The sequence below is a fragment of the Tautonia sociabilis genome (genome assembly GCF_003977685.1).
GTDB classification, from domain to species: Bacteria; Planctomycetota; Planctomycetia; order Isosphaerales; family Isosphaeraceae; genus Tautonia; species Tautonia sociabilis.
On record NZ_RYZH01000002.1, the window covers coordinates 20547 to 41781 of the forward strand.

Annotated in this window: 21 protein-coding genes; 7 read left to right on the forward strand and 14 right to left on the reverse strand. The window is 67.5% G+C overall.

Going from position 1 to position 21235, the window contains the following annotated elements; translation table 11 throughout:
* Positions 1 to 17 precede the first annotated feature (17 nt).
* Complete coding sequence (locus tag TsocGM_RS01220; RefSeq protein WP_126723497.1) at positions 18 to 1340, forward strand: tyrosine-type recombinase/integrase; 1323 nt, start codon at positions 18 to 20, stop codon at positions 1338 to 1340.
* 265 nt (positions 1341 to 1605) lie between these two features.
* On the opposite strand, the gene TsocGM_RS01225 is transcribed toward TsocGM_RS01220, so the two are convergent.
* The 12 genes from TsocGM_RS01225 to TsocGM_RS01280 form a co-directional block, all read right to left on the reverse strand.
* Complete coding sequence (locus tag TsocGM_RS01225; protein ID WP_126723498.1) at positions 1606 to 1938, reverse strand: hypothetical protein; 333 nt, start codon at positions 1936 to 1938, stop codon at positions 1606 to 1608.
* Between the two features lies 1 nt (position 1939).
* Entirely contained in the window at positions 1940 to 2122 is a 183-nt protein-coding gene (locus tag TsocGM_RS01230) for a hypothetical protein (protein ID WP_126723499.1), read from the reverse strand.
* A 131-nt stretch (positions 2123 to 2253) separates the two neighbouring features.
* Complete coding sequence (locus TsocGM_RS01235; protein ID WP_126723500.1) at positions 2254 to 3132, reverse strand: hypothetical protein; 879 nt, start codon at positions 3130 to 3132, stop codon at positions 2254 to 2256.
* Positions 3129 to 4307 carry a hypothetical protein gene (locus TsocGM_RS01240; protein ID WP_126723501.1) on the reverse strand — a complete coding sequence of 393 codons (1179 nt, stop codon included), beginning with the start codon at positions 4305 to 4307 and terminating at the stop codon, positions 3129 to 3131. Before TsocGM_RS01240 ends, TsocGM_RS01235 begins: the two co-directional genes overlap by 4 nt.
* A 152-nt stretch (positions 4308 to 4459) precedes the next feature.
* Positions 4460 to 4762: a hypothetical protein gene (locus TsocGM_RS01245; RefSeq protein WP_126723502.1), complete on the reverse strand. Its 303-nt coding sequence runs from the start codon at positions 4760 to 4762 to the stop codon at positions 4460 to 4462.
* A gap of 14 nt (positions 4763 to 4776) precedes the next feature.
* Positions 4777 to 5247 carry a hypothetical protein gene (locus TsocGM_RS01250; RefSeq protein WP_158633324.1) on the reverse strand — a complete coding sequence of 157 codons (471 nt, stop codon included), beginning with the start codon at positions 5245 to 5247 and terminating at the stop codon, positions 4777 to 4779.
* 193 nt (positions 5248 to 5440) lie between these two features.
* Complete coding sequence (locus TsocGM_RS01255) at positions 5441 to 6928, reverse strand: type IV secretory system conjugative DNA transfer family protein (RefSeq protein WP_126723504.1); 1488 nt, start codon at positions 6926 to 6928, stop codon at positions 5441 to 5443.
* Between the two features lie 78 nt (positions 6929 to 7006).
* Positions 7007 to 7822, reverse strand: a complete 816-nt coding sequence (locus TsocGM_RS01260) for a ParB/RepB/Spo0J family partition protein (protein ID WP_126723505.1) — start codon at positions 7820 to 7822, stop codon at positions 7007 to 7009.
* A gap of 359 nt (positions 7823 to 8181) precedes the next feature.
* Positions 8182 to 9531 carry a HEAT repeat domain-containing protein gene (locus tag TsocGM_RS01265; protein ID WP_126723506.1) on the reverse strand — a complete coding sequence of 450 codons (1350 nt, stop codon included), beginning with the start codon at positions 9529 to 9531 and terminating at the stop codon, positions 8182 to 8184.
* A gap of 524 nt (positions 9532 to 10055) precedes the next feature.
* The gene (locus TsocGM_RS01270) at positions 10056 to 10430 is read right to left on the reverse strand and encodes a hypothetical protein (protein WP_158633325.1); all 375 of its coding nucleotides are present in this window, start codon (positions 10428 to 10430) and stop codon (positions 10056 to 10058) included.
* A gap of 301 nt (positions 10431 to 10731) precedes the next feature.
* Positions 10732 to 11115, reverse strand: coding sequence for a type II toxin-antitoxin system VapC family toxin (locus TsocGM_RS01275; RefSeq protein ID WP_126723508.1), 384 nt, complete (start codon positions 11113 to 11115; stop codon positions 10732 to 10734).
* The gene (locus tag TsocGM_RS01280; protein ID WP_126723509.1) at positions 11108 to 11365 is read right to left on the reverse strand and encodes an AbrB/MazE/SpoVT family DNA-binding domain-containing protein; all 258 of its coding nucleotides are present in this window, start codon (positions 11363 to 11365) and stop codon (positions 11108 to 11110) included. Before TsocGM_RS01280 ends, TsocGM_RS01275 begins: the two co-directional genes overlap by 8 nt.
* A 281-nt stretch (positions 11366 to 11646) precedes the next feature.
* On the opposite strand from TsocGM_RS01280, the gene TsocGM_RS01285 reads away from it, so the two are divergent.
* The 6 genes from TsocGM_RS01285 (at position 11647) to TsocGM_RS01310 (ending at position 17731) form a co-directional block, all read left to right on the forward strand.
* On the forward strand, positions 11647 to 11937 hold the full coding sequence (locus TsocGM_RS01285; RefSeq protein WP_233578156.1) for a type II toxin-antitoxin system Phd/YefM family antitoxin: 291 nt from the start codon (positions 11647 to 11649) through the stop codon (positions 11935 to 11937).
* On the forward strand, positions 11934 to 12311 hold the full coding sequence (locus tag TsocGM_RS01290; RefSeq protein WP_126723510.1) for a type II toxin-antitoxin system VapC family toxin: 378 nt from the start codon (positions 11934 to 11936) through the stop codon (positions 12309 to 12311). Before TsocGM_RS01285 ends, TsocGM_RS01290 begins: the two co-directional genes overlap by 4 nt.
* Positions 12286 to 13302 carry a tyrosine-type recombinase/integrase gene (locus TsocGM_RS01295; protein ID WP_126723511.1) on the forward strand — a complete coding sequence of 339 codons (1017 nt, stop codon included), beginning with the start codon at positions 12286 to 12288 and terminating at the stop codon, positions 13300 to 13302. The genes TsocGM_RS01290 and TsocGM_RS01295 overlap by 26 nt, the downstream gene beginning before the upstream one ends.
* A gap of 159 nt (positions 13303 to 13461) precedes the next feature.
* Positions 13462 to 16398 (forward strand): DEAD/DEAH box helicase, encoded by a 2937-nt coding sequence (locus TsocGM_RS01300; RefSeq protein WP_126723512.1) that lies wholly within the window; start codon positions 13462 to 13464, stop codon positions 16396 to 16398.
* 246 nt (positions 16399 to 16644) lie between these two features.
* Positions 16645 to 16854, forward strand: coding sequence for a hypothetical protein (locus TsocGM_RS01305; RefSeq protein ID WP_126723513.1), 210 nt, complete (start codon positions 16645 to 16647; stop codon positions 16852 to 16854).
* A gap of 64 nt (positions 16855 to 16918) precedes the next feature.
* Positions 16919 to 17731, forward strand: coding sequence for a DUF932 domain-containing protein (locus tag TsocGM_RS01310; RefSeq protein ID WP_126723514.1), 813 nt, complete (start codon positions 16919 to 16921; stop codon positions 17729 to 17731).
* A gap of 348 nt (positions 17732 to 18079) precedes the next feature.
* Here TsocGM_RS01310 and TsocGM_RS01315 read toward each other — a convergent pair whose 3' ends face one another.
* Both TsocGM_RS01315 and mobF read right to left on the reverse strand, forming a co-directional pair.
* Positions 18080 to 18508, reverse strand: coding sequence for a hypothetical protein (locus TsocGM_RS01315; RefSeq protein WP_126723515.1), 429 nt, complete (start codon positions 18506 to 18508; stop codon positions 18080 to 18082).
* Positions 18498 to 21152, reverse strand: coding sequence for a MobF family relaxase (mobF, locus tag TsocGM_RS01320; protein WP_158633326.1), 2655 nt, complete (start codon positions 21150 to 21152; stop codon positions 18498 to 18500). Before mobF ends, TsocGM_RS01315 begins: the two co-directional genes overlap by 11 nt.
* Between the last annotated feature and the right edge of the window lie 83 nt (positions 21153 to 21235).

Here is a 21235-nt window from a genome sequence, read left to right on the forward strand (position 1 = left end):
TAACAGGGGTCTCGCCGATGGCCCGCAAGTACGACATGACGTGGCAGGCGTCCACGCGTCGGTGGTTCAAGAAGCACAAGGGCAAGATGTACACCGTATCCTGCCGGCAGCTCGGCTGCCCGGATACGAAGGAAGGCAGCGGCAACGCAGCCAACGCCTGGTGGGGCGCCAAGCTCAAGGAGGTCGAGGCGGCACCGCCCTCCGAGGCCGACCGCCGGGCCAACGCCCTCAAGGTCTGGTCGATGGTGCAGGACTGGGGGCAGCTCGCGGAGGAGGACCGCGAGCGCCTGGTCGATTCGATGGTCGGCGAGGGGCAGTACCGGAAGATCAAGGCCCAGGCCGAGGCCATGGTCGAGACCGCCGCGAAGCCGACGCCCGTCGACCGGACGGTCTCCGCCCAGGTGGAGGCGTGGAAGGGCCTGCTCCGCTCCGCGTGCCAGTCGCGACAGCTCTCCGAGGGGCGGTACGACGCCTATTGCCGCAGGATCAAGCCCTTCATGGACTGGATCGGGCCGGGCGCCGCGGTCGACGTCATCGACGAGGCCCGCCTGGAAGGCTATTACTCCCACCTCTCGCGGCAGGTGGCCGAAGGCCGCTACTCCCGGTCCTCCGCCCACGAGCTGCTCATGACCGCCAAGCAGTTCATCAGCCGACTTGCCACGCTCAGGCTGATCCCCCTCCCGGGGAACATCCGCGACCGCCGCTTCCGCTTCAACCACTCGGTCGCCGCCGAGATCGAGACCTACAGCGTCGAGGAAGTGCGAGCATTCCTGGGAGCTTGCGACGGCCCCGGCGAGCGGACGAGGCTCTTCCTCCTGCTGTGCCTCAACTGCGGCATGTATCAGAACGACATCGCCGAGCTGCGGCAGGACGAGGTGGACTGGACGCGCGGGACAATCAAGCGGGCCAGGAGCAAGACGCGGGAGCGGGGCGGCCCCGTGGTCACCTACAAGCTCTGGCCCGAGACGTTCGCCCTGCTGAAGAAGCATCGCTCCGGGGGCGACCCGGTCCTGACCACCGGCGCGGGCAACCCGCTCGTCAAGGAATGGCTCGACGGTGGGAAGTACCGGAAGTACGACGCCGTCCGCTCCGCCTGGATGCGGCTGGCGGAGAAGATGGGGATGAAGAAGAACCGACTGGGCCTGAAGCACCTGCGGAAGACGTCGGCCTCGCTGCTGGGCGAGCACCCGCAGTACAAGTATTACGCCACCCACTTCCTGGCCGACTCGCCGAGGCACATGACCGAGAAGCACTACGTGAAGCCCAGCGAGGCGGAGTTCATCGAGGCGCTTGAGTGGCTCAGGGGGCGATTGCTGGGGACGGAGCCCGACGGGACGTGAAGGGCCCGGGGCGGATGGAGGTCTCCTCGCCGGGTCGCGGCCGCGCGGAACGTATCGAGCCGCTCGCGCAGCCTCTCCTCGACCAGGAGGCAGAGGACCAGCCTGGCGACGTCCTCGGCGCCGAGGTCCATGAAGGCGTCGAGTTCATCCGGCTGGTCCTGCAACATGGTCGCCGCCCTGCTCGCCCTCGGTCCTCTGCGACCTCAGCCCGCGCGATCCCGCCGGCACGTCTCCGGACGCCGCAACCGAGGTTCTGCGTCCGCGCTCACCGGTCTCGCCCTTCCTCCGGCCCCTTCGGCCTCGCGGCCGACCGGGCGGTGGTTCTTTCGAGGATGCTTCCGGATGGAGTCGTCTCGCGCCACTGGCGCACTAAGTCGTCGACGATCCGGTCGAGTTCCTCGGGGCCGACCGGCGTCTGGGGGGGAGGTGCGGGGCCGAGCGCCTCCGCCCGCAGGCGATAGGACTCTGCCATCCTGGCCGGGTATGTCGCGGCGTCGGCCTCGCCGTAATCGCGGACCCGGGCGGCGTGCTCGTCGGCCTCCCACTCGCCGTTGAGGGCCCTGATCTCCTCGTCGGACCAGTACAGCTTGTCCGGCATGTCACACCTCCCCCGCCGACGCGGGCTTGTCGAGCTCCTCCCGGCACACGCGGTAGAATTCCCGCAGGGCCTCGCCCCGCTCCTCCTCCCGCAGCACCGCCTGGATGATGAAGACGCATCGCCGGGCGATCCGGCTGCAGAGCTGATGCACCGCCGGGTCGGCGGCCTGCGACTCGATGAACATGGTCACCTCCTCGGTGAGGGGCGGGCCCCAACGGCCCGCCCGGGGGAATCTGCCGGGCGCGAGAAAACGGAGGCGATCCAGGAATGCCCGTGCGACGCCGGCCTCCCTCGGGCTGGACCGGGAGGCAGGCTTCATGGGTTCCGCCCCTTGGCCATGTGGCGGGCGATCGCCCTGCCCAGCACCGCCGCGGCCTGCGGGTGGCGGATCGCGAGGAACGCGGTCCCCGCCGGGATGAGGACGATGAGGACAGTCGCCGCCCGGAGCAGCCAGGCGAAGGCGCCGACGGCCTCCTGAACGGCCGGCTTCACCGCGTTTTCCGCCACCGTGCCGGCCAGCCGGTTCGTGCCGTCGATGAACGCCTCGGGCCTCGCCAGGAAGGCGGTGAGGGTGGCCCCGACGGTGAGCGCGCCCTTGTTCCGCCAGATGAAGTCCATGGCCGGGTCACCGAGCCGGCCGATCACCCCCAGCACCTCGGGCGTCCGCCCGATGGCGGCGAGATCCCCTCCGTCCTGGGCCATCATGGCGAGCCGTCTCCCGGACCGGGGGCCGACGGCGCGGAACGCGTCCACGGCCGGGCCACCGAGCCGCTCGATCACGGGCTCGGCCAGGCCCTTGTGCTTGACGAGGGCTTCCGCCGCGTCGTCGCCGTGGCGGGCGAGCAGCCTCATGGCGCCGGGGCGCCCCAGGACCCAGACGGCCGCTTCCTCGCCGTGCCTGGAGAGGATCCGCACCGCCGCGGGAGCCTGCTCCCCGGCCTCGTCGGCCAGGGTCAGCGCCTTCGGCCCGACCTTGCGGACGGCCGTGATCATGTCGTCGCCGTGGCGGGCGGCCCCGGCCGCGATGCGCTCCGCGAGCGTCTCGGTGCCCTCCTTGACCGCCGTCCGCCCGAACTTCTTCGCGGCGTATTCGGCCGCCTCGCGGGCCGCCTTGGTGCGCCAATCGGCCCGCACGGAAGGGGACGCGGCCGCGGCCAGGGCGGCGAGGAGGGCGAGGGAGGTGAGGGGTCTCACGGCGTACCTCCTTCCAGGATCAGCCGCCGGAGCGCCGCTTGGCGCAGCCGGGCGCGGGCCTCGTGCAATCTGCTGAGTTGATTCCGCATGCCGAGGCTCCCGGGATCTTCATGGGCCGCCTTGGCCATGAACCACCGGTCCTTCGCGGCGAAATACTCCTCTGCGACCGCGTGCCTTCTTTGTTCTTCCTCGGCGGAGGGCGGGGGGCTTCCGCGAGGCGGGATCAGGATCCGGGCGATCTCGGGAGTTAGCGGATGGGGTGACGGGTAGTCGGGGAAATCGGCAGCAGACGGGCCGTCGAGGATCGTGGATTCGAGGCGGTCGAGCGTCTCATCCACCTTGGCGGCAATCTCCCCTTCCGGGTCATACCCCGCCTCGCGGATCGCCCAATCGAGGGCCATGTCCACCAGGATCCCGACGACGAGGCCGATGCCGAACGTCACGGTCCCTGAGTAGGCGCCAGTCCCGAGGATGCCGCCGGAGATGCCCAGCCGGACGGCGAGCGCCTGTGCGATCTGCGCGACGACCTGGGCGGCGATCTCCGAGCCCACGAAGGAGACCACCTCTCTCGTCACGCTGAAACCGACTTCACGCGAGACGATGGGCATGACCTGTTCGAGCATGGCCTCGTATTGCTGCCGGAACGCCGCCTCGTCATGCAGGGCGGGCAGCCGGTCGGCCGCGGCCATCTCGCCGTCGGCCAGGTCGGCGCGGATGTCGACCAGGAGCTGGTTCTCGCGGCCCTGGAGCTTGCTGACGCAGCCGGAGACCGCCGAGTCGACGATCGTCCGCAACTCCTCGGGGCTGAAGATGTGCCGCACGAAGGACTCCTCGAGGAACCGGTTGTGGCTCCCCGGCTCGTAGTAGTCCTTGACGTAGGCCCACTTCCCGCCGAGCGAGAGCACGTCCGAGGCGAAGTCCCTGGCGCCCGGGTGCCGCTCGGCGAAGAACGCCCGGATCTGCGCCACGGACTCGTCGACGTCGGCTTTCGACGCCTCCTCGACCTCGGCCAGGCGGGGCGTCACCTTCTCCCAGGCCGCGAGTCGGACGGGGTCGTAACGCGGATAGCAGTAGTAGCCGGCCGCCGCGAGGGCCAGGCCGGTCAGGATGCCGAGCGTGAGGAGGGCCGTCCGCCGACGGCCCATGGCCTGGCGGACTTCGGTTGCGGTCAGCATCGGTTGTGCCTCCCTGGAGGAAATGAGGAGAGGGCATCCGTGCCCGGAGTCGCGGCCCCCGGTGGGCTCCCGGGGCGCGCGGTCCCGGGATCGGCCCGCGGGGGTCTCCTGCGGGCCGTGATCAGTCGTGAGGATTGGCGAGGGGCGAGGGGCTACCCGCGCTCCATCCCCTTGCCCTTGTCGGCCCGATCCGATCGGGCTTCGGCCTGCCGGGAGCGGCTCTCCAGGACCGAGCCCCGGCCCTTCGCCTTCTCGTCTTCGAGGCCGCGGGCCTCGCCGCGCCGGTCATGCGCGACCTCGCCGGGCGTCTTGGTCCCGTAGACGCCATACTCGGCCGGCTGCGCGACGTTCGACTCGGGGAACACGGCGGCCCGCAATTCGCGCAAGCCCTGGCGCCACATGGCCGAGGCGTGCCCGGCCCCGATCTTGGGCTTGGGCTCCTGCTGACGCGACATGGATCACCTCCGTTTCAAGGTTCGTCGCCACGCATGGCGCGGATCTGTTCCGCGCGCGCCTGGTTCTCGATCATCAGGTCATTCAGGTCGAGCAGGTGCTGGCGGTCGACGACCCCCGAGGCCATCACCGAGACGAACAGGCCGCCGGCCGCGAGCATCAGATACACCCCGAGCGGCGGGGTGAAAGTGCAGAGCGCGCCGCCCACCAGCAGGACCAGCCCGGGCTCGGCGTATCTCTTGACCTCCAATTCGGTGCGCCCCGGGAGCTGGCCCATCAGCCGCGGCACGCCCGTGTATCGGGAGTGGCAAATGGGCATCTGGCGGCGTCGGAGGAGGCCCTCGGCACGGTTGCGCACGCACATCGCGACGTAGGCCAGCAGGAAGATGAACAGCGGCCGGACGTCCCGGCCCTCCCACAGGGCCGCGTAGAAGGGGACCAGCACCAGGACGGCCAGGGCCTGGATGTCCGCGTAGCGTTCGCCCATCCGGGTGTGGAGGAAGACCTCGACCGAGAAGGCGAGCGTCCGGGGGATGAAGAGGACTTCCGCGAATGTCAGCCTCCCGGCCCCGTGGGGGCCGTGCGATGACGGGTTGTACAGGGGACACCTCCGATCTTGGCGGCCCGCGTGCGAGCGGCCCCCGCGCGGGACCTCGTCGGCCGGCCGTTGGTATGATGTCTCAGCCGCGCTGCAGGAACGTCCGGCGGAGCCAGGATCGGCCATTCGCGAGGAACCGCCTGCCGCCCTGGAAGACGATCCCGTCCACTTCGCCGCCGCTGGCGAAGCCGCCGCGGCGGAGCGCCGTGAAGGCGCTCGGCTGGACCTCGAACTCGAAGGTCTCGGAGATGCCGGCGTTGACCGACGGGAACGACCGCATCCAGGGGAAGGTCGTGAAATCGGGCGTCTGGTAGCTGTTGCCGCCGTTCACCAGGAATTGCCGCGTGCGGCCGATGAGCGTGGCCGCCCATTCGTTGGTGACCGGGTCTCCGTTGGCGTGGAACACCTTGGTGTTGAGGTTGGCCAGGAGCGAATCCGCCTGGGCCTTTCCGCGCTCCCCGCCGCCCAGCGCGGCGTAGAAGTTCGAGAGATTCTGGCTGAGCAGCACCGTGGCCACGCGCGAGCTGCGGGCCGTGGTCTGGAACTGCATGTCATACGACGTCACGAAGTTCTGGGCCTCGTCCGCCCAGAAGAAGACCGGCCGGGGGTTGGCGGCCGCGTCCCGCCGCTCGATGGAGCGCTGGAACACGTACTTCCAGAGCACCTGGGCGAAGACGCCGACCTCGGCGAACTCCTTGACCGGCAGGTCGATCACCAGCACCTTGCCCGCCTCAACCGCCTCCGGGCCCACGTTCGTCTCGCCGCAGAAGAGGTCCCGGAGGATGCCCCGGTTGAGCACGTCGATCATGCTGGTGAAGGTCGAGACGATCACCGACCGGGTCTTCTCGGAGAGTGCCGGGTATTCGAGCATGAGGTAGTCGGCCACGATCTCGTAATCCTTCCGCTGCCGCTCCGTCTTCTCCCGCTCGTCGGCCTCCTGCAGGCAGGCGTAGCAGAACGACTCGGCCTTCCATTCGGGCGACCGGGCCTCCTCGAGGGAGGTCGGCGCCGAGACGATCAGCCGGTAGAGGTCGGGGATCGAGAGGCTCCCCCGGGCCAGGACGAGGAGGTCCACCAGGTTGCGCATGAGCTGGCGCATCGCCCGGCGCCAGTAGCCCTCGTCCTCGCGCCCGCCCTGGCCGCTGCCCGTGCCGCGCTCGGCGACCTCCAGCACGGTCGAGAGGAGGTTGACGATGTTCTCGGTGAGGCCCGCGCCGAGGCCGGGCCGCTTGAGCTCGTGGTCGATGAAGTTGAAGCGCAAGGGGCGGTCGGGGCCGAAGACGCACAGGTCGTCCGATCGCCCCGCCTCCCGGCAATACGTCTCCCAGACGGCCCGCTCGTCGGGCTTCGCGGTGAGGACCAGGCCGCCGAACCCGGCCCGGAGGAAGGCGAGCGCGAACGTCCGTCCGCTCCCGGAGGACTTGCCGCTGCCGGTAGCACCGAACACGACCGTCCCCTCGAAGGCGTCCGCGAGGGTCAAATCGTCATCCGCCGACAGGGCCAGCAGCGCCTCGGACAGGTGCCAGGGCCCTGGCTGCTGAAACGGTTGTCCCGACTTCCGCCGCCACATGTTTCCCCCTATCGGAATCGCGTTTGCTGTGCTTTCAGGCTTGCTGTCTTTCATGAAAGCATGACGGACAGCGGCGGTTCAGTTGGCCTGGTCGCGCAGCATCTTGGCGAAGGTGCCGAGCTCGATCCCCTGGGTCCTGGCCTTGCGGGCCTTGCCCAGGACCTCCTCGAGCACCTCGATGAAGGCGTCCAGGTCGACCGAATCGGCGGCCACCGTGACCGCCCGCCCGCCGGCCAGCTTGGCGGTGACGCGGGACGGGGAGGGGGCGGCCGACGGCTTGGAGGCGTGCCCGTTCTTCCGCGACTTGAGCGACCCGCTGAGCGCATCCCGCGTGAGCTTGCCCGCGGCGACCTTCGAGGCCAGGTCCGCCTGCTCAGCCCCGTCCTCGACGCGCGCCAGCTCGCAGGCCGCGCTCAAGGAGATGTCGCCGCGATGGACCCGCTCGCGGATCGGCTCGGGCAACTCCAGGATCGACAGCAGCCGCGAGACGGTGGCGTTCGACATGCCGAGCTTCTCGGCGACCGTCGAGGCGTTCCAGCCGGTGACCTCCATGAGCCGCCCGATGGCCTCGGCCTTCTCCACCGGCGTGTTTGCGATCCGGTGCGAGTTGGCGATCAGGCCCTTCTGGATCAGCTCGCCTTCGGCCAGCGGCTTCTCCTCGATGATCGCCGAGATCTCCGTCCAGCCGAGCTTCATGGCGGCGAGGATGCGGTGATACCCGTCCGACGGGATGTATTTCTGCCCCTTCCGCGTGAGCCGGGGCGGATAGAGCAGCCCGACCTCCTGCATGGATTGGGTCAGGCCAGCGAGGGCCTCCTCGTCGAGCGACTTCCGGTTCAGCGGGACCAGTTCGATCTCCGCGAGGGGGACGATGCGAATCAGTTCGGGGGCCATGGTGCCTCCTTTGTGGGGCGATCAAGCGTGGTCGGACGCGCACGCTCCCGGCAGCGCGAGACCGAGAGGGCTCGACGCGGGGTTTGGGCAGCGATCTCCGAGGCGGCCCAACCGCCCTACGGGCGACTGGTCGGCCATGCGGGAGGGCGGGATCGCCTGATCCGAGCCGACGACGGGGGTGCGGGCGAGCAAGCTCAGCAGGCTGGTTTTCTCGCCATTCCGGTCACCGCGAGGTCGGGGTGATCGGATACCCAAAGATAGGGAAGGCGAGGACGGCCAGCAATTTGGGAAAATGCAGGGCTAGCGTTTCCCAGGGGGACATGCGCCCAGTACGCGGATGCCGGCGGAATTCCGGGCGTTCAATCGAGCCGGCGGGGGTTGGCCTCGATCCATTCGCCGAGGGCTCGCCCCAAGTCGGTGAGCTCAACCCGCTTTCGGCCGGTGCCCTCCACGGCCCGGGTCAGCGGGGCACCCAGGGATTCCTCCAGCCACGCGACCTGCGAGGCCGGACTGGAATGGTCGCCGCTGCGCCCCATTAGCCGGGCTTCTTTTGCTACCTTCCGGAACGACCGGAGCTTGACCAGGGCCCGGAAGCTCCGCAGCCGCTCCTTCGTCTTCGGGGCGGTCTTGGGCATGGCCAGGAGGGCGAGCAGGACGTCGTGGGCTTGCGGGAATCGATGTTTCAGCCCGGACAGGGGGCTCTCGACAAGCCCAGCGGCACGGCGCATCGTCCGGAGGGCCTCCGCCTTGGTGCGGATCACCAGGTTGCGATGCCGGAGGGCGTCCTCGAGGCAGGACTCGACTTCCTCGTCCCAGGTGGAGAGCGCCTCCCAGGCGCGCGAGCAGGCCGGCTCGCCACCGGCCAGGGCCAGGGCCAGGTAGGGCAGGGCCGGAGGCCCAACCGCCTGGATGATGCTGCAGATGAGATCACGGGACCACACCCGCGGAAACTCGTCGAGCTCCCAGCGCCGGTCGATCCCGGCCGACGCCGCATCGAGCAGGGAGGGGACCGACGCGGGCCCGATGCGGATCAGCGATTGGCACGCGAGGGCCCGAGCCTTCGCGTCATCGCTGGCCAGGACCCCGATCAACGCGGGGATCGCCGCCTCGGACGCCGCCCCGATCTGTCCCAGCGCTTTGACGCTGGAGAGCGACGCGAAGCGGTACGGATCCTCGATGAGCCCGATCAGGTCCGGGACGGCCGGGGCCGCGGCCGTCCCGATCTCGCCGAGCGCCAAAGCCGCATACCCGCGCGTGCTGCCGTCTTCGTGCCCCAGCAGCCCGATCAGTGGGAAGACGGCCGCCGGGCCGATCGCGGCGAGCGCCAACGCCGATTCCTCGAGCACGAGCCCGAAATCTTCGCCCAGCAACCGGACCAGGCTGGGGATCGCGGCCGAAGCGGATGGGCCTAGCGCGCGGAGTGCCGCGGCGGCCTTCTCGCGCACGCAGGACGCCTCATCGTCGAGCGAGTCGATCAGGTCCGCGACCGCGGCCGAAGCCGGCGGCCCCATCCTGCCGAGGGCGAGCGCGGCCTGTTCGCGCACGAAGGGGTCGCGATGACGCAGCGCATCGACCAGCGGAGGGATCGCCGACGCCCCGAGCGTGCCCGCCTCGATCGCGGCGGCTAACCGATCCTTCTCGTACAAGCCGGCGAAGCGGGCAATCAGCTCCCGAGTCCGCTCGTCGCCGGTAACCGATCGCTCGCTCATGGGTACGTCGCCCCGGCAATCGCTCTCGATTCGCTCCGGATACCATTTTACGCCGCGGGAGAACGCATCTCCAATCCAGCCGTGGAGGGCTTGACGCCGAGGGATGGCGAGGCTAGGAGTTATCGCGCCCGGGTGGATTTGTGGCCTCCGGGCGTGGCCGGCGCGCGCATGTCATCCGGGACGACGCCGAAGTGACCCGGACGAGGCGCCGTGTCCGCGGCCGCCGTCGACGGACGATCCGTATGACCGCCTCCTCCCGCCGCCCGGTCGCCGAAACCGAGCCATCCCCCCACCGCATGCACGACGGGATCGAAGATGCCCAGCCGGGCGAGCACCATTGCAGCCAGGATGCCCGCGTATCTCGGGACCGAGCCGAGCCACGAGGGCCCTTGTTTCTCCCCTTTGTCCATCACTGCCCTGCTTTATCACATGATTTGTTGGAATTCATAATATTCAATGGGACCTGGTTCAACATCGGAGTGCGGCGGCCGGACGCGAGGAGCTAGCTGGCCACGGCAGAGGGCCTAATCCCCTCCTGTCCGCCCCATGAACTGTTTGGCCTGTTCCGCGCCCTGTTTTTCGATGCGGCGGATCGCTTGCTTTGCGGAGATCGGGCCTTCTGCGACACCGTAGCGTATATAGTATTCGGTGAGCATCTCGACGGCTTTCTCTAGCCCCTTGGCATCGCTATACTTCCCATCCATTTCCTCGTCCCAATCGTCGCCCACGAGGTTGAATATCGCTTTTTCAATCCTTGCCGGGTCTCCTAATGCCTTGGCGAATCCAAGCTTCGCATGGTTTTGCTCTCGAATCGTCATGTTCCCAATGTCTGTGCCTTCTTGCCTGAAATAAAAACCCAAATCATCCTCGGCAAGGGCCCGCAGATGTTTGAGGGTCACGCGGTCGCTCGGATATTTGATGCGGGAGTGGTCGATCTCTGGCTGAGGCTGGCTACTGGGCACTGGTGATTCCATTTCTCTATATGATATGAACAATATAGTTATTGTATTTTACTATCATAAATAAAATTATAATCCCACTGAGATCCCTTCTGTCGGGCTGTCGTCGAAGCCCTTGACGTCCTTCATCGGGAATGAGACGCCGGCTCCCGTCGGTCACGTGCTTTCGGTGTCCGATTGGCTCCCGTCCCTCGGGAACCGCCTTCCGGTTATGGGGCCAGTGGTTGCCCGATGAGAATTGCTATCGGATCATGACCAAGCGGACGCCCAGCTCGCACGCCGCCCAGGCCCGTTCTGCAGTGACGGCCTGTGCGTCCAGGTGCAAGGCGAGGGCCAGGCAGGCGCGATCGCCGAGCGATAGCCCGGCCGAGCGGGTCGGCACCCACAGCGAAGCGGCGATGCTCGCCTGGGCCGCGTCGAACGGGACGACCCGAAGGCGGAGCCGGGCGATCAGCCGAATGGTGTCGTCGAGCCGCTTGCCGTACTGGACCAGCTTGCCGTAGGTCTCGGCCAGGTTGACGGCGGAGATGCACGCGGAGGATAGGATCGCCCGCACGTTGTCGGCCCCGGGCTCGTTCCGCAGGAAAGCGATGAGCGCCGAGGCATCCAAGACCGACTCAGTCACGGGACTCGCGGGTCGCCTCGTCGCGGCGGTCGCGGAGCAGTTCCTCGGACAACAGCGCCCCCGGCGGTGCGACGTCCGCGAACGCGGACTGGACCTCCTTCAGGACCTGCTCGTACCCGCGGACCAGCAGGCTGTCGCCGTCGGACTCGAGGACCAGCGTATCGCCGGGCTTGATGTTCAGCTCCCTGCGGAGAGACGACGGGATCACCACCCGGCCGTCGTCACCGATCTTGACGTACTCGACTTGCATAGGCACCTCCATGTGAGTTGACAAATTCCAACGGGGCGCCGCTTCTCCCTGCCTATCGTCAATGATACGCAAGACCTGCAGGCCGGCGATTTATTGCGGATGCGGGCACCATATGGGACTAACAGGAAGCTTAACATGGTATCATGGCATGTCAATTATTGAAAGCCAGCCGGCGGCTCGTCCGCGTGACGACTCGGCGGGCTTCCGGCTTGCCGTGAGCATGATAGATAAAGGACGTTATCTTTCACATGGGAGGGTCACATGGTCAAGATGGTTGCAAGATGGTCCATTTTGGTTTAATATGTTATCATGCCAATTTGATTGTGGTTCATATGGAAATCGCGAATATCCACCAGGCCAAGGCCCAGCTCTCCCGTCTCATCGAGCTGGCGCTCGCCGGAGAAGAAGTGCAGATCGCCCGCTCGGGAGAGCCCCTGGTGCGCCTTGTGCCCATCCAGCCCGACGCACAGCCCCGCCAGGGCGGACAGCTCAAGGGCCAAGTGTGGATGTCCCCGGATTTCGACGCCCCCGACCCGGAAGTCGAGGCGCTCTTCGACGGCGAGGAGGCGTGAAGCTCCTCCTCGACACGCACGCCTTCCTGTGGTGGCTCTCCGACCCCGCCCACCTCGCCGCCGAGGCCCGCATCGCGATCGCCAATCCCCGCCATTTCGTCTTCGTCAGCGCCGCCTCGATCATCGAGATCGCGATCAAGCAGGCCAGCGGGAAGCTCAAGGTGAGCGAGCACCCCGAGGCCATGATCGGCCCCTGCCGATTCCGCGAGCTGCCCCTGAAGGTCGCCCACGCCGCCGCTCTGCGCGACCTGTCCCCCGTCCACAAAGATCCCTTCGACCGGCTGCTCGTCGCCCAGGCCAAGGTCGAAGGGATGACCCTCGTGTCGAGGGACACGATCTTGTCCCAGTATGACGTCCCCCTCCTCGCCGCCTGAGGCGGGCGCCCCATCGCCGGCCACCGCCGTGCTCTTGCCGGCCCTCCCCTCGGCGTCGCGCCTAACGGTGCCGGCCATCCTGGCCTCGGCCGGCGAGGATGCGGTCACGCGGTTCGTCGAATACTTCGCCGCCCAGATCCGCAACCCGCACACCCGCCGGGCCTATCTCCGCAACGCCATGCAATTCCTGGCCTGGTGCGAGGGCCGGGGCATCCATGCCCTGAAGGACATCCGGCCCGTGACGGTCGCGGCCTATATCGAGCAGCTGGTGAAATCGCACTCCAAGCCGACGGTGAAGCAGCACCTGGCCACGATCCGCATGCTCTTCGACTGGCTGGTCACCGGCCAGGTCGTGCCGGTCAACCCTGCGCATGCCGTCCGGGGCCCGAAGCACGTCGTCACCAAGGGCAAGACCCCTGTCCTCTCGCCGGAGGAGACCCGCACGTTGTTCGAGAGCATCGCGCCCGTCACCGTCGTGGACAAGAGGGACCGCGCCGTCATCGCCGCGATGTTCTTCACCTTCGCGCGGGTCGGTGCCGTCGTCACGATGGCGGTCGAGGACTATTGCCCGCAGGGCAAGCGCATGTGGCTCCGCCTCCAGGAGAAAGGCGGCAAGCAGCACGAGATGCCGGCCCATCATAAGCTCGAGGAGTTCCTGGACGCGTACGTCGAGGCGGCGGGGATCGGGGGCGACCGGCGCGGGCCCCTCTTCCGCACCGCCACCCGCAGGGGCGACGGGCTGACGGCGAGCCCGATGTCCACCGCCGACGTCTGGCGCATGATCCGCAGACGGGCGGAGAAGGCGGGGATCAGGACGCCGATCGGCTGCCACAGCTTCCGGGCCACCGGCATCACCAACTACCTGGAGCACGACGGCACGCTGGAGAAGGCCCAGCAGATGGCCGCCCACGCGAGCCCGCGCACGACCAAGCTCTACGACCGGACCAACGACCAGGTCACGCTGGACGAGATTGAGCGCATTAAATACTGACCCGCCGGAAGGTCATCAGGTCTTATCGCCGGGGGCGTAACGGAACATTGCCTCTTGCAAGGCATTGAAACTGCGGCGATTCCGCATTGAAAAATTAATTATTTTACATATTATAATATGATAGAATATTAATATTCTAATTTCATGGATGAATAGCGATTGCAAAATGAACTGAAGGACCGGATCCTCCATAAGCTACGACACTACGTCGGGCGGGAGAAGGCAGATCACAAGGACAAGCTGATGGACCACCAGGTCGCGGCGCTGGAACGTTCGCTCGCGTTCCTGTCGCTGCACAAAGGGGAGAGTTACGGCATCGCATACAGCGCCGACGGGAAGGGCAAGGAGGAGACGGGGCGGAAGATCGACGACTTCTTCGAGGTCGTCTCTGCGACGGGGACCGGCAAGACGCGCATGATGGGCTGCCTCGCCAAAGCCTGCGACGTGCCGACCCTGTTCTTGACGCCGCGTAATGTCATCAATGACCAGACGAAGAAGGAGTTCTGCGAAGAGATCGGCCTCGATCCCGACGATGTCGGCGTATACGACGGCAAGCAGCCCCGCGCCGCCAAGGCGCGCGCCATAGGGCAGAAGTACCTGATCACCACCTACCAGTCGCTCCCTTCCCTGCTCCGGCAGTATCCCTTCGCCGACGCCGGTAGCGAGCACTACCGGCCGCTGGTGCTTCTGGACGAGGTGCATATGGGCAAGGGACCTCAGACAGCGAAGGAGATCAAGGGACTCTTGCGAAAGAGCATCGTCGCCGGGTTCACCGCCACCGAAGCGGGCGAGCGCCAGGCGCTGTTCGAGGGGCAGGCGCCCATCTTCCAGCTCAAGATCGTCCCGGCAATCGAAAAAGACCTGCTCTGCGAAGGCGTCCGCACGGGCGTCATCGACGTCAATATAGATGAACAGTGGCTCAAGGACTTCAAGCCACCCGGAGCCGGCGTGGACTTTCGCGAAGCGGACGTCGCCAGGTTCGTGAACAGCCCAGCCGTCATCAAGGGCGCGATCGACTTCCACTTCAACGAGGATCCGGAGCACCTGGCCCGGCTCGACATGGGAGGCCCGCTCCACCGCCTACCCGCGATCTTCTACACCCAAGGAGTGGATGCGGCCCGCAGAGGGGCCGAGCTATTCAACCAGACCGCCACGGCACTCGGCAAGTCGGCTCGCGCGGACTATGTCAGCGGGGAAATGTCCAAGACCGTGCGCGATGCCAAACTCGAGGCCTTCCGCACCGGGCAGATCAGCGCGCTGTGGAACGACTCGGTGCTCGAAATGGGCTTCAACGACAGGAATGCGACCGTCGGCTACATGCTGCGGCCCACTCGGGTGACGCACCGCGTCGAGCAGCCGCTCGGCCGCTTCGCCCGCAAGCCCACGGACGATTACGCCGAGCGGTTCTATCCGGACATTGATCGCCAGGGGAAGATCGCCCTGGCGATCAACGTCCGTGCGCCGAACATGAATCCGCTGCTCTTCGGCGAAGTCCTCGAAGGCAGGGCCGCGGTCTTTTCCCAATCGAGGCCGCAGCCGACGCGGCCGACGCAGCCGCCAGGCATGAAGCCTTGGCCGAGCGATATCGAAGTCCATATCGATTACGATGACGTAAGCGAGGTGGTGACGAAGGCGAAAAAGGCCCGCGATCAGTCGTATGGCGAGAAGTCCGAGGACTGGATCAATTATACCGAAACCTGCAGGGAGTTAAGGACCGCCAGCGACAAGCTGAGGGCGCTCTGGGACCAGATCGCGGCCGCGGCAGAGGCCGGCTCCGCCGAACAGCAGGTGTCCATCGACGGCCTCGCCGTCACCTGCGCCTACAAGGCAACCTGGGACGGAAAGGTCGTCTTCTGCATCAATCGGTCGGCACTGCCGGGCCTCGCCGCCCGCATCGGCCTGGGTGATCCGGAGAAGTCGGGCGACGAATGGATGGCACGCATCGAATTCCTCCGCGCCGTGGGGACCACCGACAAGAACGCCAAGGCCGAAGAGTTGTGGTCGCAGATTTCTGATCGCTATGCCGCCGCGCCCGAGGAGCCTGTGGTCATCGAGGGGCATGAGGTGAAGTGCGGCACCGCGCGGCGGGGTAACCACCACGTGTTTTGCCTCCATGCGGACCAGGTCCACTGGTTCCGCGAACACCTCGGCATCGCGGAGAAGAAGGGCGACGAATGGGCGAGCCGCAAGGAAGCGGCCGCAGAAATCGGGTGGTCCGTCAACACGCCGAGATTTGAAAAGTGCTGGAAGATGCTCGAGGCGGAGTATGCGACTACCCGGAAATCGCCAATCACTGTGAAAGACTACACGGGCGAGTTCGCCATCGAATGCGGCTATAAGTCGGCTGGCCCGAAAATCCCCTTCTGCATCAAGCGGACTTCGCTGCCCCGCTTCTCCGCCCTGCTTGCCCCGGAAAAGGGGTCGGAATGGCTGGATGTGCTGCGGGCGGCGACGACTTCCGGCTACCGGCAGAACGACCCCGCGTTTCGCAGCGTGTGGTCCGAACTGAATCACCTGCTGGACGGGAATCAGCCGACCGTCGTGGAAGGGATTGAGATCAAATGCACCTACGCGAGAAATGGCAGGAGCATGATGTTCGCGGTGAACGCGGCGAGCATTGAACGCTTCCGGGAGGCGGTGAGGGTTCGCAAGGAGAAAAGGGTTGCCGTTGCCCCCGGGGAGCATGCCTTTTCCGACGCTTACGCGGCGAGCCAGATGAACCTGCCCGCCAAGGACGCGGAATGGATGGGTCTTGGCGATATTCGCCAAGCGTCCAGTCCGCACAGGCGCGAGATCAGGAAGGCCGTCGATCCCATCCAGCATGCCTACAACCCCGCGCTGCCCGGCATCCAACGCATGGATTGCTGGGGCCACAGCGTGCGGGTGCGGAAAATGCTGGCAGGCACCAGGCCCGTAATCTGCGTCAATCGGGAGGATTGGGCGAAGGTCGAGCAGGCGATAGCAGAGGCAATGTCCTCTCCCGCACACGCGGAAGACCGCCTGAGGACGCGACCGATCACCAGCAAGGACCTGGCACCCGGGAGCGACGATCTGAAGCGTACAGGCCATTCGCGCAGCCCCGGCTCCGGGAACTGATTCAAGAGAATAGCTCCTCAGCCTAGGCCCTACCGGCCTGTCCGGAAGGACGTCGCCCTCTTCGTCAAGGGCGCTCCTCCCGCAGCTTCCGTGTCGCTGCGCTCCGTGTGCAGCCGCTCCGCTCGTCCCTGTGACGAATTCACCCATTCTATATCAATCCGGCACCTGGTGCCGCCGTTGGCCGGTTGAATGTCGCGCGTGCCGACATGACCGACCAACAGGCCCTTCGCATCAGGAGACCGGACCATGCAGATCGTCCACCGCACCTCGCACACCGAGAAGCTCGCCTTCACCGTCCGCCCCGACGCCGCGACCCGCAAGGCCCTCGTCGCCGCAGGCTGGCGCTACAACGGCCTCCACTGGTGGAGGAACGTCAACCACACCGCCATCCGGAAGGCCAAGGACTTGCCCGCGCTGCTGGCCCCCGTCGGCCAGGCCGAGGCGGCCACCGCCTGAACGCACCCCGGGCACGGATGCCCGCTCCTCTTTTCCGCATCCACGAACACCCGGAGATCCACTCATGACGACCGCGACCGTCCCCGCCGTCCTGTCCCGCGACGACCTCCGCCGCCTGGCCCCCAGCGTGTTCGCCTCCCGGCCGTGGCACGGCATGTCGGGCCGTTACCGCATGGTCCCGACCATCGAGGTCGTGGACATCCTCCGCGATCGGGGGTTCTTCCCGGTCAAGGCCCAGCAGTCCCGCACCCGCATCCCCGAGAAGGGCGACTTCACCCGCCACCTGATCCGGTTCCGGCACGCCGACCACCTCGAGGCCCTGGCCATCGGCCAGGAGACGCCCGAACTGGTCCTGACCAACTCCCACGACGGCACCTCCGCCTACCGCTTCATGGCCGGCATCTTCCGGCTGGTCTGCGGCAACGGCCTGACCGTGCAGTCCGCCGACTTCGGCAGCATCAGCGTCCGGCACTCCGGCGGCGGCGACTTCCACGAGCGGATCGTCGACGCGACCTATCGGGTCGCCGAGGAGACGCCCCGGGCCCTGGAGAAGATCGCGGTTTGGAAGCAGATCGGCCTGACCCCGCCGCAGCAGCGGGCATTCGCCGCCGCCGCCTCGGAGCTGAAGCCGAATCCCAGCATCACGCCGTCCCACCTGCTCATCCCTCGGCGCATGGAGGACGACCGGCCGGACCTCTGGCACACGCTGAACCGCGTGCAGGAGAACGTGATCAAGGGCGACTTGCGCGCCATCAACGCGGGCGGGCGGCGTATCCGCACGCGGCCGATCCGCTCCGTGGACGCTGACCTCCGCATCAATCGGGCGCTCTGGCGTCTGGCCGAGGAGATGGCGAAGTTGGCGGGGGCGGCGCCATGAACCGCCGGCAGGCAGGCCGGAAGGGCGGGCAACGGACGGTCGCCCTCTACGGCAGGGACCCCATCCGGGCCATCGGGAAACGCGGCTATCCGGCTCACCCTCGCCCGCCACCGGCAGGGCGGCGCCCTCGCCTACCGCCGCTGGCTGATTGCGCGCGGTTGGAACGCACTGAGCGATGAACTCGCCGGGCGAGAGATGGACCGACGCATCGACGCCGGAGAACGGATCGTCTGCGTCGAACCACCTCACCTCGAAGAAGACCGGGAGATCCCGTGGTGGCGACGGGGCGTCCGCGGCCCCGGCCTTTCCGCTCGCTTCGCTCGCCGGTGAGAGGGCAGGAACGAGGCGTCATCTCGCCTCTATGAAATCGAACCGTTCGATGACGAGCGTGTCCTCCGCCGCCGCCAGGAGATCAGCCTCGCCCAGTTCCCGGACCCAGGGGACGCGGTGGTTGAGGATCCCCCGCAGGAGCTGGATGCCCGGCGTCAGCTCGTCGCCCAGATTCCGGCCCTCGATGCGGGCGATCTCGCCGTCGAAATGCAGCGTGATGCCCTCCGAGGGGTCGAACTCAACCTTGCGAAGCAGCGCGTAGTCGTACGCGAGGCTCCGCCCGTCCTTGCGGCGGAATTCGAGCATGGGGGAGCGCTCGCGCATCCCCCGGAGCCATCCATAGCAGCCGAGATCGTCGGTCAATCCCTCCTCCTCGTCCGGCTGCTCGCCGCGCTGCACGAACGCCGCCCTCGGGTTCGTGTATCGCTTCAGGACGCTATCGCTCATGCTGCCTCTCCTGCGCCGGGGCGCGGGCCGGGGCCGGGATCCGAACCAGCCTCCGCCGCTCCGCCTCCTTGAGACGCTGACGGATCTTGGGAACCGGTGGGCGCGGGCCGGCTGCCGCGACGTCCCTCGCCGACATCTGCTGCTCCGAGCGGGCCAGCTGCGCCCGCAGCGCCTGCTTGTCGTTCGTGTAGACCGTGGCCGATTTCCGCCCCCGCGAGCAGCTCACGTAGAATTGCTCGCGGGAGGTCGCCGCGAAGGAGTCGGCCGACTGGCCGACGAAGACGCGATCGACCGTCTTGCCCTGCGCCGCATGCGAGGTCACGACATAGCCGTAATCCAGATGGCCGAAGTCCCGTGCGATCGTCCATCCGTTATCCAGTTCGATGTCCCCGTCCCTGCCGAAGGACCTGACGCGGTGCAGGTCGCCGTTGTGCAGCGCGTGCTTCCGGTCCGCCGTGGTTCCGTTCCTCGTGATGCGGACGACGTCGCCCGGCGCAATCGCGAGCTTTCCACGGTGGAAGACCTCGAACCGGCCCGACTGCCCCAAGGGCAACGCCGCGGCGCCCGTCGCCTCGATGCGCTCGCCTTTGCGGTAGCCCCTCGCATTCTGGTGGAACAGGAGCACGTCGCCGGGCTGGTATTGGGCCGGGTCAGCCTTCTCGGCCTCCGTGAGTTGCCGGCTGATGAGCACGGGGATCTCGCGCCCCTCCCCGTCCAGCTTGCCCTCCTCGCGGAGGACCCGCCGGATCTCGCGGGTGATGCGGTCCTTCTCCAGATGCGTGGGCGATACGACCAGGGCGGTCTCGCCCGCGCCTACGGCCTCGACGTAGTCCGCCGCCAGCTGCCGGTGGCGGTCCCGCTCCCCGATCTCCCGGACCCAGCCCAGCCCGTCGAGCCGGTCGAACCCCTCCTCCGCCCGGCCCTCGCTCAGGGCCTTGATTGCCTCCTTGTAGAGGCCCTTCTGCCGCTGGATCTCCCGCACTTCCGCCGGGATGACGCCGGCCTCCTCCTCGAGCAGGCGAAGCGGCGAGCCCCGCTCGACCGATTTGTGCTGCCGGCGGTCGCCCGAGAGCACGATGCGGGCGTCGGCACGCTCCGCCAGGTCGAAGACCCGGGCCATCGTCTTCGAGCCGAGCAATCCCGCCTCGTCGATCCAGATGACCTGCCCGCGCGTCCGCTCCTGCAGCGTCTCGTCGAGCAGCAGCCGCGTCACCGTGTCGGCCGCCCCGAATCCCTCCTGGCGGAGCACGCCGCGGCTGGCTCCGGCCGTCGGGGCAAAGACGAAGACCTCCCTCCCCCCTTCCCGGATGCCCTCGGCCGCCTCCTGCATGAGCGACGTCTTCCCCGCCCCAGCCGCCCCGCGGATCACGATGACCCGGTCGCGGGAGGAGAGCACATGGCGCACCGCCCGAAGCTGGTCGCGGTCCAGCCATGTTCGGGTGGGCAGCCTGTCCGGATCGCCCAGGGCCTTGCGCGTCCCCCTCCCCTTGCGGGCGAACTCGACCATGCGGCCTTCCTCGGCGAGCACGTGCGGCGTCGTGGCCATCCGGCGGCCCTGGACGGTCCCGATCACGAGTTCTGAGGGCGAAGGCGATCGGGTGACCTGCTCGACCGACGCTCGCCCCACGGAATGCTTCAGGGCCTCGGTGAAGAGCTGCCTCTCGGGCACGGCGGAGCGGCGCTCGAAGCAATGGCCGATCGCGAACCGCATCGCCTCCTCCGCGGCCCGGTCGTCGCGGATCCGGGGAGAGGCAATCGCCCGCTGCCGGATGCGGGCAACGGCGTGGAGATCATCCGGGGCTAGCCGCGACCGCCACTCGGCCCGCAGCTGATCCCCCGTCAGGTGCGTTGCCTTCCGCTCGCGGGTCTTGGCCCCGAGGCGGTCCTTCTGCGCATCGTCGGTGATCCCCTCCTCGCGTGCGGCCTTCTCGATCACGTCGCGCCGGCGCGAGAACAGGCCGATCACCCGGTCCGAAACACCCTCCACCTCCCAACCCTTGGCGGTGCGACGGATGCCGTAGCCTTCTCCCGCCAGGAGATCGGCCAGGTGCGAGTGGAACACCGCCTGGAAGTACGGGGCGTCCCGCTTGATGCCCCGGAACTGCCCGGCCTTCCACGCGCGCTCCTGCTCGTCCCAGGTGGCGTTGAACGCGAAACAATGCGCGTGCAGGTGTGGGTCCGGCACACCGTCCACCGGCCGTGAGGTGAGATGGACGAACTCGCCCCAGACCAGGTTGCCCGTCGTGCGATCGGAGCACTTCCCGCCCTTGCGGACGCGGGACTGGGCTTCCGCCTCGAGCTCGTTCATGGTCCGGCGCACGGCCGTGCGGAAGGCATCGGTAATACGCTCGTCATCGGTCAGCGCGTGCAGGACGGAGACGCTCTTGGGCACGTGGAAATTGATGTCGTAGCCGACGGTGCGATGGTCCTTGTTGCGGAGCGTCAGCGGGGCGCCGGTCCGGGGGTGGCGGTTGTCGCAGAGCGACTCCCAGGCCTGCCGATCGACCTCGCCGGAAAGCCCGAGCATCCCCGCGCCACGGCCGCCCCATCGCCCGGCAAGCTCCTGCCCCTCGACGTAGTAATCGGCCGTGCTGTAGTAGCTCTTCGCCCCGGCAGCCGACGCGTTCTGGATGATTCGCAGCATATCCGAAGCAAGTGCTCTTCGTTTCGACCCGGAAAGTGCTACGCGTGCCCGCTTCGACCGCAGCGCAAGGGGGCGCGGCGTCG

Bases quoted from the DNA above. Each gene is read 5' to 3' on its own strand.
- TsocGM_RS01220 (WP_126723497.1), top strand. From the start codon at position 18: ATGGCCCGCAAGTACGACATGACGTGGCAGGCGTCCACGCGTCGGTGG.
- TsocGM_RS01225 (WP_126723498.1), bottom strand. From the start codon at position 1,938: ATGCCGGACAAGCTGTACTGGTCCGACGAGGAGATCAGGGCCCTCAAC.
- TsocGM_RS01230 (WP_126723499.1), bottom strand. From the start codon at position 2,122: ATGTTCATCGAGTCGCAGGCCGCCGACCCGGCGGTGCATCAGCTCTGC.
- TsocGM_RS01240 (WP_126723501.1), bottom strand. From the start codon at position 4,307: ATGCTGACCGCAACCGAAGTCCGCCAGGCCATGGGCCGTCGGCGGACG.
- TsocGM_RS01245 (WP_126723502.1), bottom strand. From the start codon at position 4,762: ATGTCGCGTCAGCAGGAGCCCAAGCCCAAGATCGGGGCCGGGCACGCC.
- TsocGM_RS01250 (WP_158633324.1), bottom strand. From the start codon at position 5,247: ATGGGCGAACGCTACGCGGACATCCAGGCCCTGGCCGTCCTGGTGCTG.
- TsocGM_RS01255 (WP_126723504.1), bottom strand. From the start codon at position 6,928: ATGTGGCGGCGGAAGTCGGGACAACCGTTTCAGCAGCCAGGGCCCTGG.
- TsocGM_RS01260 (WP_126723505.1), bottom strand. From the start codon at position 7,822: ATGGCCCCCGAACTGATTCGCATCGTCCCCCTCGCGGAGATCGAACTG.
- TsocGM_RS01265 (WP_126723506.1), bottom strand. From the start codon at position 9,531: ATGAGCGAGCGATCGGTTACCGGCGACGAGCGGACTCGGGAGCTGATT.
- TsocGM_RS01280 (WP_126723509.1), bottom strand. From the start codon at position 11,365: ATGCAAGTCGAGTACGTCAAGATCGGTGACGACGGCCGGGTGGTGATC.
- TsocGM_RS01285 (WP_233578156.1), top strand. From the start codon at position 11,647: ATGGTCCATTTTGGTTTAATATGTTATCATGCCAATTTGATTGTGGTT.
- TsocGM_RS01295 (WP_126723511.1), top strand. From the start codon at position 12,286: ATGACGTCCCCCTCCTCGCCGCCTGAGGCGGGCGCCCCATCGCCGGCC.
- TsocGM_RS01305 (WP_126723513.1), top strand. From the start codon at position 16,645: ATGCAGATCGTCCACCGCACCTCGCACACCGAGAAGCTCGCCTTCACC.
- TsocGM_RS01310 (WP_126723514.1), top strand. From the start codon at position 16,919: ATGACGACCGCGACCGTCCCCGCCGTCCTGTCCCGCGACGACCTCCGC.
- TsocGM_RS01315 (WP_126723515.1), bottom strand. From the start codon at position 18,508: ATGAGCGATAGCGTCCTGAAGCGATACACGAACCCGAGGGCGGCGTTC.
- mobF (WP_158633326.1), bottom strand. From the start codon at position 21,152: ATGCTGCGAATCATCCAGAACGCGTCGGCTGCCGGGGCGAAGAGCTAC.